This is a genomic window from Enterococcus lactis (assembly GCF_015751045.1).
In the GTDB taxonomy this organism is placed as follows: domain Bacteria; phylum Bacillota; class Bacilli; order Lactobacillales; family Enterococcaceae; genus Enterococcus_B; species Enterococcus_B lactis.
Window position 1 is genome coordinate 20,931 of the sequence record NZ_BNJW01000011.1, and the last position, 13,063, is coordinate 33,993.

The 13,063-nt window shown below is 35.4% G+C and carries 24 protein-coding genes, 1 tRNA gene and 1 pseudogene; 8 read left to right on the forward strand and 18 right to left on the reverse strand.

All coding sequences use genetic code 11. The features are described 5' to 3' along the window. Positions 1-14: 14 nt before the first annotated feature. The 13 genes and pseudogenes from KFO35_RS07285 to KFO35_RS07345 form a co-directional block, all read right to left on the reverse strand. Entirely contained in the window at positions 15-299 is a 285-nt protein-coding gene (locus KFO35_RS07285; protein WP_010726599.1) for a hypothetical protein, read from the reverse strand. 75 nt (positions 300-374) lie between these two features. Further along, complete coding sequence (locus KFO35_RS07290; RefSeq protein ID WP_244653257.1) at positions 375-677, reverse strand: DUF1140 family protein; 303 nt, start codon at positions 675-677, stop codon at positions 375-377. Then, a pseudogene (locus KFO35_RS07295) lies at positions 674-990 on the reverse strand (hypothetical protein). Before KFO35_RS07295 ends, KFO35_RS07290 begins: the two are co-directional and overlap by 4 nt. Continuing rightward, positions 984-1,295 carry a hypothetical protein gene (locus KFO35_RS07300; protein ID WP_156272107.1) on the reverse strand — a complete coding sequence of 104 codons (312 nt, stop codon included), beginning with the start codon at positions 1,293-1,295 and terminating at the stop codon, positions 984-986. The pseudogene KFO35_RS07295 and the gene KFO35_RS07300 overlap by 7 nt, the downstream one beginning before the upstream one ends. After that, entirely contained in the window at positions 1,292-1,453 is a 162-nt protein-coding gene (locus tag KFO35_RS07305) for a hypothetical protein (protein WP_002301517.1), read from the reverse strand. Before KFO35_RS07305 ends, KFO35_RS07300 begins: the two co-directional genes overlap by 4 nt. Further along, complete coding sequence (locus KFO35_RS07310; RefSeq protein ID WP_156272105.1) at positions 1,450-1,752, reverse strand: hypothetical protein; 303 nt, start codon at positions 1,750-1,752, stop codon at positions 1,450-1,452. Before KFO35_RS07310 ends, KFO35_RS07305 begins: the two co-directional genes overlap by 4 nt. Continuing rightward, a complete protein-coding gene (locus tag KFO35_RS07315) occupies positions 1,745-1,909 on the reverse strand; it encodes a hypothetical protein (protein WP_002301521.1) in 165 nt (54 codons plus the stop codon). The genes KFO35_RS07310 and KFO35_RS07315 overlap by 8 nt, the downstream gene beginning before the upstream one ends. A 4-nt stretch (positions 1,910-1,913) precedes the next feature. Next, positions 1,914-2,183, reverse strand: coding sequence for a hypothetical protein (locus KFO35_RS07320; protein WP_002293146.1), 270 nt, complete (start codon positions 2,181-2,183; stop codon positions 1,914-1,916). Between the two features lie 11 nt (positions 2,184-2,194). Further along, the gene (locus tag KFO35_RS07325; protein ID WP_002340818.1) at positions 2,195-2,941 is read right to left on the reverse strand and encodes a helix-turn-helix domain-containing protein; all 747 of its coding nucleotides are present in this window, start codon (positions 2,939-2,941) and stop codon (positions 2,195-2,197) included. A gap of 3 nt (positions 2,942-2,944) precedes the next feature. Continuing rightward, the gene (locus KFO35_RS07330) at positions 2,945-3,631 is read right to left on the reverse strand and encodes a putative HNHc nuclease (protein ID WP_002321417.1); all 687 of its coding nucleotides are present in this window, start codon (positions 3,629-3,631) and stop codon (positions 2,945-2,947) included. A 5-nt stretch (positions 3,632-3,636) separates the two neighbouring features. Next, a complete protein-coding gene (locus KFO35_RS07335; RefSeq protein ID WP_048340703.1) occupies positions 3,637-4,371 on the reverse strand; it encodes a Sak single strand annealing protein in 735 nt (244 codons plus the stop codon). After that, the gene (locus KFO35_RS07340) at positions 4,364-4,705 is read right to left on the reverse strand and encodes a hypothetical protein (RefSeq protein WP_147586914.1); all 342 of its coding nucleotides are present in this window, start codon (positions 4,703-4,705) and stop codon (positions 4,364-4,366) included. The genes KFO35_RS07335 and KFO35_RS07340 overlap by 8 nt, the downstream gene beginning before the upstream one ends. 178 nt (positions 4,706-4,883) lie before the next feature. Further along, positions 4,884-5,609 (reverse strand): Rha family transcriptional regulator, encoded by a 726-nt coding sequence (locus tag KFO35_RS07345; RefSeq protein ID WP_002323905.1) that lies wholly within the window; start codon positions 5,607-5,609, stop codon positions 4,884-4,886. A 52-nt stretch (positions 5,610-5,661) separates the two neighbouring features. Between KFO35_RS07345 and KFO35_RS07350 the strand changes: the two genes are divergently transcribed. Next, positions 5,662-6,069 (forward strand): hypothetical protein, encoded by a 408-nt coding sequence (locus KFO35_RS07350; RefSeq protein ID WP_002323904.1) that lies wholly within the window; start codon positions 5,662-5,664, stop codon positions 6,067-6,069. Positions 6,070-6,182: 113 nt separating this feature from the next. On the opposite strand, the gene KFO35_RS07355 is transcribed toward KFO35_RS07350, so the two are convergent. Genes KFO35_RS07355 through KFO35_RS07365 form a run of 3 tightly spaced genes read right to left on the reverse strand, consistent with a single transcriptional unit; the run spans position 6,183 to position 6,879 of the window. Continuing rightward, positions 6,183-6,356: a hypothetical protein gene (locus tag KFO35_RS07355; RefSeq protein WP_002290313.1), complete on the reverse strand. Its 174-nt coding sequence runs from the start codon at positions 6,354-6,356 to the stop codon at positions 6,183-6,185. Between the two features lie 4 nt (positions 6,357-6,360). Beyond that, complete coding sequence (locus KFO35_RS07360; protein WP_047927434.1) at positions 6,361-6,681, reverse strand: DUF771 domain-containing protein; 321 nt, start codon at positions 6,679-6,681, stop codon at positions 6,361-6,363. A 12-nt stretch (positions 6,682-6,693) separates the two neighbouring features. Beyond that, positions 6,694-6,879, reverse strand: a complete 186-nt coding sequence (locus KFO35_RS07365; RefSeq protein WP_002317758.1) for a helix-turn-helix domain-containing protein — start codon at positions 6,877-6,879, stop codon at positions 6,694-6,696. Between the two features lie 285 nt (positions 6,880-7,164). Here KFO35_RS07365 and KFO35_RS07370 point away from each other — a divergent pair, with 285 nt between their 5' ends. The 6 genes from KFO35_RS07370 (at position 7,165) to KFO35_RS07395 (ending at position 11,255) form a co-directional block, all read left to right on the forward strand. After that, on the forward strand, positions 7,165-7,539 hold the full coding sequence (locus KFO35_RS07370; RefSeq protein ID WP_010728487.1) for a helix-turn-helix domain-containing protein: 375 nt from the start codon (positions 7,165-7,167) through the stop codon (positions 7,537-7,539). A 4-nt stretch (positions 7,540-7,543) separates the two neighbouring features. Then, positions 7,544-7,972, forward strand: a complete 429-nt coding sequence (locus tag KFO35_RS07375) for an ImmA/IrrE family metallo-endopeptidase (RefSeq protein WP_123830734.1) — start codon at positions 7,544-7,546, stop codon at positions 7,970-7,972. Between the two features lie 89 nt (positions 7,973-8,061). Next, entirely contained in the window at positions 8,062-8,550 is a 489-nt protein-coding gene (locus tag KFO35_RS07380; protein ID WP_024635608.1) for a hypothetical protein, read from the forward strand. Between the two features lie 23 nt (positions 8,551-8,573). Continuing rightward, positions 8,574-8,864, forward strand: coding sequence for a hypothetical protein (locus KFO35_RS07385; protein WP_010729099.1), 291 nt, complete (start codon positions 8,574-8,576; stop codon positions 8,862-8,864). Positions 8,865-9,049: 185 nt separating this feature from the next. Next, a complete protein-coding gene (locus KFO35_RS07390; protein WP_156272102.1) occupies positions 9,050-10,006 on the forward strand; it encodes an Abi family protein in 957 nt (318 codons plus the stop codon). A 109-nt stretch (positions 10,007-10,115) separates the two neighbouring features. Next, positions 10,116-11,255: a site-specific integrase gene (locus tag KFO35_RS07395; RefSeq protein WP_156272100.1), complete on the forward strand. Its 1,140-nt coding sequence runs from the start codon at positions 10,116-10,118 to the stop codon at positions 11,253-11,255. A 68-nt stretch (positions 11,256-11,323) separates the two neighbouring features. Here KFO35_RS07395 and KFO35_RS07400 read toward each other — a convergent pair. Beyond that, positions 11,324-11,397: transfer RNA gene (locus KFO35_RS07400), tRNA-Arg, on the reverse strand. 153 nt (positions 11,398-11,550) lie between these two features. Here KFO35_RS07400 and KFO35_RS07405 point away from each other — a divergent pair. Beyond that, positions 11,551-11,715, forward strand: coding sequence for a hypothetical protein (locus KFO35_RS07405; protein WP_002286676.1), 165 nt, complete (start codon positions 11,551-11,553; stop codon positions 11,713-11,715). Positions 11,716-11,786: 71 nt separating this feature from the next. Here KFO35_RS07405 and KFO35_RS07410 read toward each other — a convergent pair whose 3' ends face one another. Next, positions 11,787-12,968, reverse strand: coding sequence for a GNAT family N-acetyltransferase (locus KFO35_RS07410; RefSeq protein WP_002315397.1), 1,182 nt, complete (start codon positions 12,966-12,968; stop codon positions 11,787-11,789). Positions 12,969-13,063 lie beyond the last annotated feature (95 nt).

Consider the following 13,063-nt stretch of genomic DNA (forward strand, 5'->3'; position numbering starts at 1 on the left):
CCTCCTGTTCTTTATTACTTAAAAAACGAATAATGATAGTCTAGACAATAAGCTTGAGAGGTTTCAGCAATTATCTTTGTATAAGCTCTCTCCCTGCATTCTGGGCATAAATCTAAATCTTTAACTAACAATGTTTGCTTATCTTCTTCATGAAAATTTCCATACTCGTCTCTATGCCCTATTTCTCTAACAGCACAACTAACAGTTAAGAAGTTTTTTGACTCACCTTCATGGATAATTTTTTTCTTTTTACAAACATCACATGTAATTTCAGCTGTATATGTTTTTTTAGTTACCATCACGCTTCCTCCTGTTCTAATCCCCACTGTGCAAATGCTGCTAGGACTTCGAATTCTTCTTTCATAGTAAAATCATCATAAAAACCAAAAATATTCGCTGGCATATCGTTTGCTGTCCTCCTTGTATTCCTCTAGTATCTCTCTATACTTTTCTACAAATTTGAAACGATCTTGATGAAGTTTCTTGCTCCAATTTGTTTGCCGATCCAGCTCACGCATCTGATCGAACCCTTTTTGAATTTCGTTGTAATAAAATTCAATATTAGCCGCTGCTTTCCAATGCCTGCTACTTCGCACTCCTGCTCCTGTTTCAGCCATTTCCAACTTAACTAATTCCGCTCGTTCTTTTGATTTTTTGTCTTTCTGAATCTTCATCATGATTTTCTTGAGGATGATATCACTGTATTGTGTAATGACTCACATGCCTGTTCAAACTGTCTAGTGATGTTTTCTAACGCTTTTTTGTACTCGATAATACTTTTTTTATCGTTCTTTCTTCACTTAACACGTAATCGCGTTGTATCGCCTTTAAACACGATGAGACCGTTTGAAAGTATCCGATATCTGCTCGTGATTCTTCTTTTGTTTCTGTGTAGCGGATGTTTCCTTCTTCGTCTCGTCTTACCTTCGATAAGACAATGTTTCTAGAATCACTGGTAATTCGATAATCTTCGATTCTCATGTCTAGCATATTTTCTCCTCCACATACCTAAATTGTCGTCCTTTTGAATCAATCCATAAACTCCTAGCTCTATCCCAAATAATGTTTTTGCTCAGACCAGTAATTTCAGATAACTGTTCAGCGGTACCTGTCACTAGAATTCGATCACCATGCCAGATTGCGATTTTTCTCGGCGTTCTCCGTTTGGTTTTTTCAGTCCACATTGATTTACCGAGCTTTTGGACTTCTGCAACTATTTCTTTGTCTTCTTGCCAAGATTCTGACTTGGTTAATTCAGCAATTCGTTTCATTGCTGCTTTCTTATCCACGCTCATTCCTCCAATCTACGAATTTCCCTTCTTAAATTCTCTATGTGCAAATCGATTGCCTTTCTCGCCGTTTCATTGACCATCACTGCCTTTGTCCGTTCCAGATCGTCAATTTCACGTTGAATGCTTCGAATTCGCATTTGAATTACTTCTTCTGTTGTCATGATGATTCCTCCACGTACCTAAACGTTCTCTTCTTAACGTCTGTGTATCCACACCTAGCTCTCTTTCTCACGATTTTCTCGTGCAATCCTGTGAGAGTTGCTAACTGCTGGGCAGTTCCTGTGACTAGAATTTTGTCGCCATGCCAGATTGCGATTTTTCTCGGTCTTGGCTTGTTGCTCTTGTCTGCCCACATCTCTCTTCCAAGTCTCATCACTTCCGAAGCAGTTTCTTTGTCATTTTGCCAATCTTCTGAATAAGTCAATTCGATAATTCGCTGCATTGCCGCTTTCTTATCCATCCCGACGTTCCCCTTTCAATAATTTGAGTACTTGATCAAGTGCGCTCTCACGTCCACCATGGAACGTGTTGAGCCACTTGTCTTCGTACGAGGCGCTTTGTCTTAAAGCTTCTTGATGCATTAGTTCGATCTGTGCTGTAAATGTTTTTAGATCCATCTGATTACACCTGCTCAAGTTCACTAAGATGTTTTTGCAATCCTTTAACGCAATCAACAAATAGTAATTTTGTATAAGCTAAATTTCTTAATTGTGTTGCATCGATATAAAGTGCGAAATAGTATCTGAGTTTACTCCAACTTGAACGATCATTCTTAATTCGTTCGATTCCAGCTTCATCAAGTTGTTCATAAACGTCTCTCAGAATCTCTATTTCCTCACCAGTTTTGTAACTTGCTATTTCATTGATCAGTTCTAGATAATCGATTTTCAATTTTCCACCTCTTAGAATGGTGCTTTTGATTGTCTATTAGCTCGTTCTAGCGCTTTTTTCTTTTGATAGGCTTCTTGGTCGATTGCCCATTCTGGAAGCTTCTCTCGTCGTCCTGTGCGCTTGTATGCACCACTTGCATTCTTAGGCTCACTTTTTTCTTTCCTTGCCCAACTTCGAATAGTTGCCAAATAGTTTTTATAAGTCTTACCAGATGATTCACAATACTCAGATAGCCGTTCTATTCGTTCTTGATAGTCATTAGGGAATTCTATTTTGAGTTTCTCCATCTGCTCATCTGACAAAAGAACATTTTTATACTCTCCGTATTTATGACGGATGGGCTTAGCCTTCGATTTTTTCGAAGGCGGTAAGTCTCTTATATATTCTTTTGTATTATTAAATGTATTATTAATAGATGTATTATTATCTTGATAGATTTCTTGGTGACCCCCCACCAAATTTTCTTGGTGACCCCCACCAAGAATTCTTATATACCTAGCCTCGATTTCTTTACTACCCACTTTGTACTTAACTTCTCTATAGATATAGCCCTTTTCTTCAAGTGACTTTAGCCAATTCTGAATGGTTGGTTTGCTTACTTTATATTGATTGGCAAAGTACTCATTGCTAGCCCAGCAATAACCTTTCTCATTACATAGAGCTGTGATTTCTCCATAAAGAAGTTTTGCACTAGGTATCAAAGAATCGTCATATCTAACATTTGCAGGTATGATGGCGTAATAACTTCTGTGATCCACTTTTTATCCTCCGATTCTTAATTTCTTGATTGTCTCCTGATTTAACTTGATCCCTTTGATTTGATACTTATTTTTGAAATTGATCACACCTATCTTGTGCTTCTCTGTGTGATGGATTCTGCAGAGTGCTGCAAATGTGTACTCTGAATGATCAACTTCTTTGCGCTTTCGTCTTCCTAGCGCTTTGTCAAAGTGATCGATATCAGCTCCTGTTTTGCCACAGATGCAGCAGACTCTTTTTGTGATGCATTTGTAGAAGTAATATTCTTGATTCGCTGGTAAAATCTCATAACCTTCTTTGAAAGGAATATGATGTTCAAAGATGAAATCTAAGATGATATTTGCTAAGACATTGGCATCACTCACGGTTGTGCTCGATTCGTCTTTGAGGCTTATTTCGCGCCCTGTGACACCTTCGAAACGGAAGTAGAAGAATTCCTTCCAGAAGTCCGGTGGCATGCCTGTATCGATGAAAATATCGCCTATCAGCGCATAGATGAAGTTTCGTTGCTGTACAGTGAACCGACGTGGATCAATAAAACGAATTTCAATAACTCGATCGCCATCGTAGCCGTCATACATCGTCTTTAGTCGATCAATGTTCACTTCCTCATTGATGGTTGCGCCTATGTCTTTCCCTTTGAACTTTTTCAGAACCGCTGAATATGAATCGATTAATGGTTTAAACACTCATATCACTTCTCTTTTGTTTCTTCTCTGTACTGATCTTCAAGCCAGTTAACGCCTCGTTTTAGAATGCCCAAGTCTCTCTTGGTCCATTTACTGTCATCAGCGGTTATGGAAGCTGCATCAGTCAATGCAACAATTGCTTCATCAATTGATTTTTCGTACTTGTTAGCAACCAGTTGTAAAGCATCCAAGAATAGCTTTTTGCTTCTTTGAGTAGCTGGTTCAAGCATCGAGACGTCTTCTGGCATATCTTCACCAGCAAATATATATAGCCCTAGCCCAAACATTGCTAGATTTTTTACAAGACAGCGCATGATTGTTTTGTTGATATCAAACATAGTTGCTGCTTCAACTCGCTTTTCGATTTTTCCAACAACCTCTTTTTTCTTCGTTTCGTTATTCCACTGATAATCATTGACTTCGTAGGTATATGGCTCATCTTTCATTGCCTTGTTTGCACCATCCATGACTGGTAACCACATGTCACGCTTTACTCCGTTGACTGTGATACTGGTAAAAACCATATAGCCTGTTTTTTCATCAAAGAGGTATGGACGATGCGTTTCTGGATCACGATAGATTTCGTAGTCTACTTCTTCGCAGATTTTGCTGACTTCTGCCCACGCCCATGCCCAGGACAGATAAGTTAGTTTGTTTCTTTTTTCGACAACATCATTGACGGTTATCTTGTAAAGACTATTGAATAATTTGTTATCGTTGCGTTTCGTTCCTTCACTCATCAAATTCTGCCTCCATTTCAGCAATGTATTTCTTACCTGGTCCGTAATAAGAGATATCAATCAAGTTATCTCTGTCATACTCTTCTAGCGCATCAATCAAACCATCTTCGATGACATAGATATATTCAGGTTTTTTGGACTTCCTCGATAAATGGATAAGATAGACATGATCCCAAATACTCACAAAATTTCCCAAATCGTCTTGATCACATGCTAGTTTTTCATCCGTCAAAAGATTACGTCTGATTTTTCGATTATTTGTTTCCTTGATATTCGACTTGCCCCATTCAGAATCAGTCAAATATTGATCTAAAGTGGAAAGTTCTTTATTCATATGCTAAAATTCTCCTTAGATATGTTTTGTTTTGTGACTCTATGCTTGCCGGCTGAGTCACTTTTTTATTTGTTGCCAAGCTTTTTGCTTATCAATATGTTGTTGGCTTAGGATGCTTGGTTTATTGTGTCTCCACCAGCGATTAGCAATTACCGTCCCTATTCTTAGCGCTTCAGCTCTATTCATTTTCATCACCGAAAAGTCTTTGTTGTCTGTTCAGTTGATCGATTTCCATGCGGATCGCAGTTTCTGGTAACCACATTTCAATAAATGAAACAGCATCATCGAATCTCTTACGAGGTAACTCGCCATATCTTGGGATTGAAAAGGTACGTTTAAATTCAGACCAAAATTTTGAGAATACTTTTTTGCTGATTTCTTCATAAGCTCGGCTTTCTTTTCCCCCTAGAACTTCCATAACTTTCATATTTCCTTTTTGCTTAATTTCAAACTCTTGTTGTCCGCTAATTCGCATAGTATCTTTAAGCATGGAAACATCTTTTTTAACATCTTTCATTTCTTCTAATTGATAGATCATCATGTCTTCAATTGTTTGAGGAACAGTATTCTTCCGAATAACATCTTCCATTTCGTTGAAAGCTTCAATAAATTTTAGTTTGAAATTTATTGCTTTACTTCCAGTGAATCCCATAGCTAGCAAGGAAAATCCGTCTCTATTCATGAAATAAACTCTCCGACTTCTTCCGTATGAGTCTGGCTCGTTCCCTTCCACAAACATCTGTCCAAAATTGGACCCATCTTCAACATTGGCCGAATTTTCGACCGATCTTTTTATTGATTCGATTGCTTCTAGCACATGCTTGTGTTTCTTTTCAAAACTGTCTGCGACTTGTAAGCTCGTAGTCACAGCTTCTTTATTTTTCAAAATTACTAATTCTTGCATTATTTCTTCTCTCCTTTTTGATATAATGGTTTAAAAACTGGATGGTGAAAAAATGAGTTTCGATAACACGATCACAATTTCGATTATCCTAGCTTTAGTAGCTCTTATATCCCCTTGGATTACAGCGGTTATAAATAATAAGCATGCTGAATCGATGAAGGATAAAGAAATTGAATTACAAAAACACGATTCAAAAACCCAAACAATACAAACAACTTTCTCAACATTTCTCAACAATGTGGGTATTTGTATTGGTAGTAACACTGATAAAAATATATCTGCTGTAAAAGCATCAGGTTATGCAGTCCTGCCATATATTCAAAATGAAGATATAGAGGTTATGAAAATTTTCTTAAGCCGTTTTGGTTACGGCAACACTAATGCAGAACAAAAATCTCTTGAAACTTATTTGATTGACAAAGTATTACCTATTTTGAATAAATCATTAGAAAAATTGTAAGCATTAGACATACTAGAACCGCATAGGATGTATACCAGTATTCGCCGCGTTTTCTCATGTAGTTATTTACTAAAACGGCCATGAGATAAACACCTAATAAACAGAACCACACTTTAGTCAGCCCCCTCGGTTGGCTTTTTCGCTCTGTACTCAGCTTCATCAAGCCCCATAAAAATCCAGACCATATATACGATTGTGCCGATTAATGCTTGTCTGCTTCCCCAAAGACCTAAAGCATAGACGATTAGGGGTGCGCTAAATACTAATGCTCTGTTGAATTTACCCATCCGCTCACCTCCTTAAGATTTCCGAAAAATTTGTTTCTAAAAATTCAAGTGTTTTACTTCTTAAAAATAGATATGTGTCTCTTCCTTCAACTGGATAATAGACAAATCCATTTTTGTTTTTTTCGATATCGATAATATTTCTATATCTTGGGTTCTTTAAAACTCTAGAAGTAAACCAATCATATTTTCTGTTAATCCGTTCTAGCACTTCTGGCAACGTCATCCATCTACCAGTATCATCAGCTTTTTTTAACTCCTCGTAATCCACTTGAGAGATAATTACATAGCCTTCTGGAACTGGGATTTTCGCTTCTAGATATTGCATTAGCTGTTCCTCCTATTGAATACCTAATATTTTTTTTACAGTTTCTATGTGTTCTTGAGCTTTTTTACCATCACGATTGCCGTTTAGGATATCTGATAAATAAGCTCCTGAAATACCAACAAGCGCAGCTAGTTCTTTGAAAGTCATTCTTCTTTTTCTCATCTCCGCTCGAATTTTTAAGTCTAAATTCTCAGACATAAAAATAGCTCCTTTCTAAAAAAATAATCCGTAAGCTAAAAAATTAGCTAATATTCATTGACAATAACTAATATTTTTATTAGTATATAGACATAGCTAAATAAGACACAGAAATGCCTAGTAATTTACATTTCAGAGTTTGCCGACCGTGAAGTGTTTATTAGTTATCAAGTCTTTTTAGCTAATATTTTAGCTTACGAAAACAGTATACTAACAATTTTATTAGTTGTCAACACCTTTAACTAATTTTTTTATTAGTGTTTTCGTAGCTTGTGAGGTGCGAAAATGAATTTACTAGATAGAATAAAGGAATTAGCTCATAAAAGAGGCATAAGTATAACTCAACTGGAAGAAGAATTAAATATACCTAAAAACACAATTTATCAATGGAAAAATAGAACTCCTAGTACTAAAAGACTACAACTTGTAGCAGATTATTTTAATGTAACTACTGATTATTTACTCGGTAGAAACCAAGTTCCTGACTGGGCAACAAAAGAGGAAGTGGTTGAACTTGATAAACTACTAGACTCAAATGTTAATATGTCTTATGGTGGGGAAACATTGACACCCGAACAAATACAGCGCGTAAAAGATATCCTGATAGCGACTTTCTGGGATATTGTGAAAGAAGACAAAGAAAAAGGCAAAAAGATGTGAGCTTATGGAGATGGATACGATTAATTTAGTCGAGGAGTTGAAGCGGAAATACCAGTCCGCTAATCCTTTTTATATTTGTGGAAAGATGGGCATTAAAATTCAATACGTTCCTTTTATCGAAAATCCCAAAGGACAGTTTCAAGAAATTAGAGGTCGTGCAATAATCTTCTTAAATGATGAACTGCGAGACTCTGAGGAAAGATTCTACATTTGCGCTCACGAATTAGGTCACGCTATTTTTCATCGTGGCTTATCCAGTTACTATGTATCAACAAGAACATCTAGAAGCAAATCTGAAAGCGAAGCTAATTGCTTTGCTGCTAATCTCATTGTTTCTCTATACAAAGAAGACAATGATCAATATCCTAAACGAATTGATGAATTAAAGAATCTTTACGGACTTCCAGAAAGCGCTTATCGCTTTCTTATATAATGTAAAAAAAGCCCGTGCTGCAACACGGACTCATACCTCAATTACGAGAATACGTTTATATTATAACAAGAAATGAGGAGTGAGTAAAAATGAAAAAGAAATTTATCCCTTTAGTTATTCTTGCTGCTTTGTCATTAGCCGCGTGTGGTAGCTCGGATAATTCTTCAAGTGCAAATAGTAGTACAAAAACTTCAGAGTCTACTACTGTTAGTTCTGCAGAATCAAAAAAAGATTTACCTTCAGAAGATCAAGGAACTGGAATAATGTACTTATCTGGTCCTGGAGGAACAACAGAAAACGGAGAAACTCTTACTATTTTTGATGATGGAGATACACAAGTAATGCAGATTGGTATGGATGTTAGTGAGTTAGATGGAAATAAATTATCCTATATTTATATTGATGGATCACTTTCTTCTAAAGAACAGGTGTCAACTGGACAATCTACTTTAGGTCTAACAAAAGAAAATTTGACTCCAGGAAGACATACTGTAAATCTTGTTCAATACGATAATAATAGTGAAGATGGATCTATTGTTATAAATAAAGTAGCTAACTATGAAGTTACTAAAAAATAAATATTAAATATTGGAGAATTATTATGGCAAAAGCATCTAAAACTCAACAAGCATTAATAGAAAATGTTCTAGACTATGCTTCAAGTTTCAAAAGAGGTAACGTACAATCTGTATCATTCAATATCCAAAGAAAAATTAGCAGCAGTGCAGTTTCTTCTATGGACGATAAACTAAATGATACTTTAAATACTATTTTACATGGATTACAACAAATGGATTATGAAATCATAGATATAGCAGTCAATTCGATGCAAGTTAAAAATCCATTGAGTGGCATGTCCTTAAACTTTAATTACACTATTTTGATCAAATAATAAAACACGCCCCACCGACCAAAGCGAGCGTGTTTAACAAAAACACTAAAGGATTTTAATATTTTTTTGCAATTCAGTTGATTTATTAAATAAAACCCTATAGAATGAAATTAAGAGATAAGTGTTGGAATCTCTACGGGGACCAACGCGAAAACCTTCATTCTATATGGATGGAGGTTTTTTTGTTGAAAAATTTCGAAAATTTGCATAAGCAATTAACAATACTGAACAACCGTGGAGTTATTATTCCAAATTACCAAAGAGCTAAACAATATCTACTTACAAACAATTATTACAACATAATTAATGGATATAGTAAATATTTTATGAGCAATCAAAATAATTATTTGCCAGGTACTACTTTTGACGAAATAACTCATTTATATTATTTTGACAAAGAGATTAAGCATGCTCTTTTCCGCGCAATTACTGAGGCAGAAAACCATATCAAAAGCATTTTGTCATATCGTTTTGCAGAGGTTTATAATAATAAGCCATATGCATACCTTGATATTAATTGTTATGATAATTCAAAAACTTTAGAGTTAGGATGGTTAATTTCAAGGTTAACGAAAATCATTAATTCCAATAAGAAGAGTAAAGAAAATAATTCTATAAAGCATTATGTAAAAAAATATAATGACGTACCTATATGGGTTCTTATAGATTACCTTGATTTTGGAGAAATGAATACCTTAATTAAAAATTTACCAGTTTTTTTACAAAACAACATAGCAAAAAATATCTGCAGTTTCGTATCAGAAAATATTCATATGACAACCCCTTTTACGCCGGAAATAATGATATCTTTTACAGAAAATACCAGACAAATACGTAATATTTGTGCCCATAATAACAGATTATTAGATTCTAAATGTAAATCCGATATTAAATATTATCGAGATTTACATTCTATATATGGAATTTCCAAAAATTCCCAAAGAAACAATACTTACAACGTCTTTCTTTGTCTGCAGTGCTTTCTCAGTAAAATTCAATACGCTCAATTGCACAATACTATCAGAAAAAGAATTTCGACTTTGGATAACAGGCTAAATACTATCGATATTAATACTATTTTAAAAAGTTTAGGTTTCCCAAACGATTGGCATATAAATACACCAACTCTAAAACAAAACTAATAAAACACGCCCCACCGACCAAAGCGAGCGTGTTCTAAGAAAAAACAAACCTACATAATAGGCTTCTTTACGTTGTCTATTGTATCAAAGAAAGTGAGCCGATTCAATCATGGCAAGATTTGTGAAACGTGGAAATAGCTGGCAATATGAAATTTCATACAAAAAAGATGACGGAAAATACACGAAGATAAGAAAATCAGGATTTAAGACAAAAGGCGAAGCAAAAGATGCCGCCAACGAATTAGAATATAACTTGAACAAAGGCCTTAAAGGGGATCGTAAAAATCTATTATTATCAGATTACTTCGAAGATTGGATGCAACTTTATAAAGAAGGAACAGTATCTCCTATCACTTATAGAAAATACGAAGATACGTTAATGAACATAAAGAAATATATGCCAGCGGTATTGATTTCTGATTTAGATAGAGTTGGATATCAACGCTTTTTAAATAAGTATGCGAAAGACCATGTAAAATCCACCGTTATTAAGTTTAATAACCATATTAGAGCATCGTTGAAAGATGCCGTAGAAGAAGGATTAATTCCGTTTGATCCAACTAGAAAAGCAGTAATCAAAGGAAAAGATTCATTGAAGCCAAAAGAAGATAAATATTTAGATTATGATCAATTTAAATCTTTAATGAAACTCGTAGAAGAAAACCTTTCTGCACAGTACTCTTCTCCTATGCTCGTGTTAGTTGCTGGTGCTACTGGAATGCGATTTGCTGAACTTCTAGGATTAACATGGGAAGATATCGATTTCGAAGATCAAATCATCACTATTAATAAAACATGGAATTATAAATTAAATGAATGGGGAAAAACAAAAAACGAAACTTCAAATCGGAAAATTTCAATTGATAAACATACGATTAATCTCTTAAAGAAGTTTAAAATCAATCAAAAAGAATTGTTCGAGAATTTTGAAGTTAAAAACCCTCATAATTTTGTTTTTTTCAACTTAAAAAATGGATTAGTTTCATCAAACGCCGTCAGCAAATATTTGCGCAAAAAATTAAAAGAATTAGGGATTGAAAAGCAATTTACTTTGCATGGACTAAGACATACACATGCATCTATTTTACTTTATCAAGGAGTAAATATACTTAGCGTATCGAAACGTTTAGGACATAGCAGTTTAGAAACTACAATGTCTACTTATCTTCATATTGTTCGAGAGCTTGAAGATCAGGATAAAGAAAAAATCAATACTGTGTTCGATAGTTTATATAAAAATGATAACTAGTTTGGCACATTTTTGGCACAAATACAAAACAAACCCCTTTATCACAAAGGATACAGGGGTTATTTGTACGTTCCTGACTGGAATTGAACCAGCGACCTATCGCTTAGGAGGCGATTGCTCTATCCTACTGAGCTACAGGAACAATTTCAATAAATCAATTGTAGCTTGTTTGTTTTTTACTTGCAAGCTTATCTGCTAAAAAAATCAGCTTGTAAGTTAGGCAAATCGTTTCCACTAGCTCTTAACAGATGATAAACTAGGAGTAGAATGAAATAATACAGGGAGGTTCTTTCCAATGAATGATAAGCCAAAAGAAAAAGTATATGCCGAACGCTTAGATTCATCTAAAAAAAATCGGGAAAAGATTACGAAAGAAGCAATCCAAGACCACAAAAAAGAAAACCCTAAAACAAAAGAAAACAAAAAATTCAAATTTACGAAAAAAGAGGATTTACTTTAACATTTTCCTTCAAATGCCAAACGAAAAAACAAAAGGGTGGTGACAAAAATATTGTCATCACCCTTTTTTTATCAAAAATAGTCATTAAGGATTGGCTGTTGCTGTGGCAAGATCGAGCTTAACGTTTCTTCATATTCTTTTGCCACCTGTATCCTCTCTTGGAATACCAGCTCTTCAACTTTACGATATCCTAATAATAGCTGTGTGATATGTTGGATACTTCCGCGAACGATCGGTAATGCTGTTTGTTCTACTTTTGAGAGATGGTTTTTTCCATTTTTGATCGTTACTTCCACGATTCCTTCATTCCATTTTGCATACTGATCTTCTTCTATCTGAAGGGCAAAGGCAGCTTGTTTCTTTCTAAATGGATATTTTTCCAAAAACAAAGAAATATCTACGATCCTCGCCATCATATAAGGTGTGATCGTTACAGAAGCAAATGGATTTGCTAATAGATAATTTTGATCATTGCCACCGTAGCCACATGAATATTCAAATGTTTCAAAAGCACCGTTATGGGAACTTACAAAGCGGACAAGACTGCAAAAGGTATCATGATTCAAAAATCCCCATTCCACAATAATAAAGGAAGACGCTGCAAGCTGGTAAACGACATAGCCCGTTGCTTCCCCAGTCTCATCAAAATACAAAGCAAACTGGTAATTACCTTTTTGCTTGAATTTATACGTATACCACCAGTCTTCGCGCTTCAGACCAGCTCGTTGGTTTTCAGGCATCTGTTCATAAATTCGTTTGATTGCAGCTTTTGCATCTTCGAAATTCATACGCTTCATCTTGCCAGATTTTTTTTTGGTAAACGGCACGTCACGACTGTTTAGTTGATACCTGATTTTATCAAACGATTGTTCATAGCCATAGCGCCGATAGAAGGGATAGGAGAATGGCGCCAGATAAGATAAGCTTACTTTACGATCACGGCAATCTTCAAGGATCTTTTCCATGATCTGATTGATTCCGCCTTGTCCCCTTGCTTCAGGATAAGAAGCAACATAGCCAATACCGGCCATTAAATACTCTTGTCCGTAAAAATTCACTGGAAAAGGAGTCGCCATGACTTGACTTGTTAGCCGATCCTCCTCATCAAAAAAACCGTAATTCCAGGAATTCTCCGCAAGTGTACGAAAACGTTCTCTCCTTTCAGGTGTATCTGCCCCATTAAATGCATATGTGGCTAAAGCAAACATTTCCTCAATCGAAGATCCCCCTAGCTCTCTTACTTGTTTTGTCATTTTGCTGCCCCTTCCTACAAAAAAACTAGTGAGGAATCTCAGGAAAGACCTCGCTCCCTCTGAAAAATCTCTTCTAGCTTACTTCATTTTTCAAT

Coding starts and splice junctions, on each gene's coding strand:
- KFO35_RS07285 (WP_010726599.1), bottom strand. CDS start 299: ATGGTAACTAAAAAAACATATACAGCTGAAATTACATGTGATGTTTGT.
- KFO35_RS07290 (WP_244653257.1), bottom strand. CDS start 677: ATGATGAAGATTCAGAAAGACAAAAAATCAAAAGAACGAGCGGAATTA.
- KFO35_RS07300 (WP_156272107.1), bottom strand. CDS start 1,295: ATGAGCGTGGATAAGAAAGCAGCAATGAAACGAATTGCTGAATTAACC.
- KFO35_RS07305 (WP_002301517.1), bottom strand. CDS start 1,453: ATGACAACAGAAGAAGTAATTCAAATGCGAATTCGAAGCATTCAACGT.
- KFO35_RS07310 (WP_156272105.1), bottom strand. CDS start 1,752: ATGGATAAGAAAGCGGCAATGCAGCGAATTATCGAATTGACTTATTCA.
- KFO35_RS07315 (WP_002301521.1), bottom strand. CDS start 1,909: ATGGATCTAAAAACATTTACAGCACAGATCGAACTAATGCATCAAGAA.
- KFO35_RS07335 (WP_048340703.1), bottom strand. CDS start 4,371: ATGAGTGAAGGAACGAAACGCAACGATAACAAATTATTCAATAGTCTT.
- KFO35_RS07340 (WP_147586914.1), bottom strand. CDS start 4,705: ATGAATAAAGAACTTTCCACTTTAGATCAATATTTGACTGATTCTGAA.
- KFO35_RS07345 (WP_002323905.1), bottom strand. CDS start 5,609: ATGCAAGAATTAGTAATTTTGAAAAATAAAGAAGCTGTGACTACGAGC.
- KFO35_RS07350 (WP_002323904.1), top strand. CDS start 5,662: ATGAGTTTCGATAACACGATCACAATTTCGATTATCCTAGCTTTAGTA.
- KFO35_RS07355 (WP_002290313.1), bottom strand. CDS start 6,356: ATGGGTAAATTCAACAGAGCATTAGTATTTAGCGCACCCCTAATCGTC.
- KFO35_RS07360 (WP_047927434.1), bottom strand. CDS start 6,681: ATGCAATATCTAGAAGCGAAAATCCCAGTTCCAGAAGGCTATGTAATT.
- KFO35_RS07365 (WP_002317758.1), bottom strand. CDS start 6,879: ATGTCTGAGAATTTAGACTTAAAAATTCGAGCGGAGATGAGAAAAAGA.
- KFO35_RS07370 (WP_010728487.1), top strand. CDS start 7,165: ATGAATTTACTAGATAGAATAAAGGAATTAGCTCATAAAAGAGGCATA.
- KFO35_RS07375 (WP_123830734.1), top strand. CDS start 7,544: ATGGAGATGGATACGATTAATTTAGTCGAGGAGTTGAAGCGGAAATAC.
- KFO35_RS07380 (WP_024635608.1), top strand. CDS start 8,062: ATGAAAAAGAAATTTATCCCTTTAGTTATTCTTGCTGCTTTGTCATTA.
- KFO35_RS07385 (WP_010729099.1), top strand. CDS start 8,574: ATGGCAAAAGCATCTAAAACTCAACAAGCATTAATAGAAAATGTTCTA.
- KFO35_RS07395 (WP_156272100.1), top strand. CDS start 10,116: ATGGCAAGATTTGTGAAACGTGGAAATAGCTGGCAATATGAAATTTCA.
- KFO35_RS07405 (WP_002286676.1), top strand. CDS start 11,551: ATGAATGATAAGCCAAAAGAAAAAGTATATGCCGAACGCTTAGATTCA.
- KFO35_RS07410 (WP_002315397.1), bottom strand. CDS start 12,968: ATGACAAAACAAGTAAGAGAGCTAGGGGGATCTTCGATTGAGGAAATG.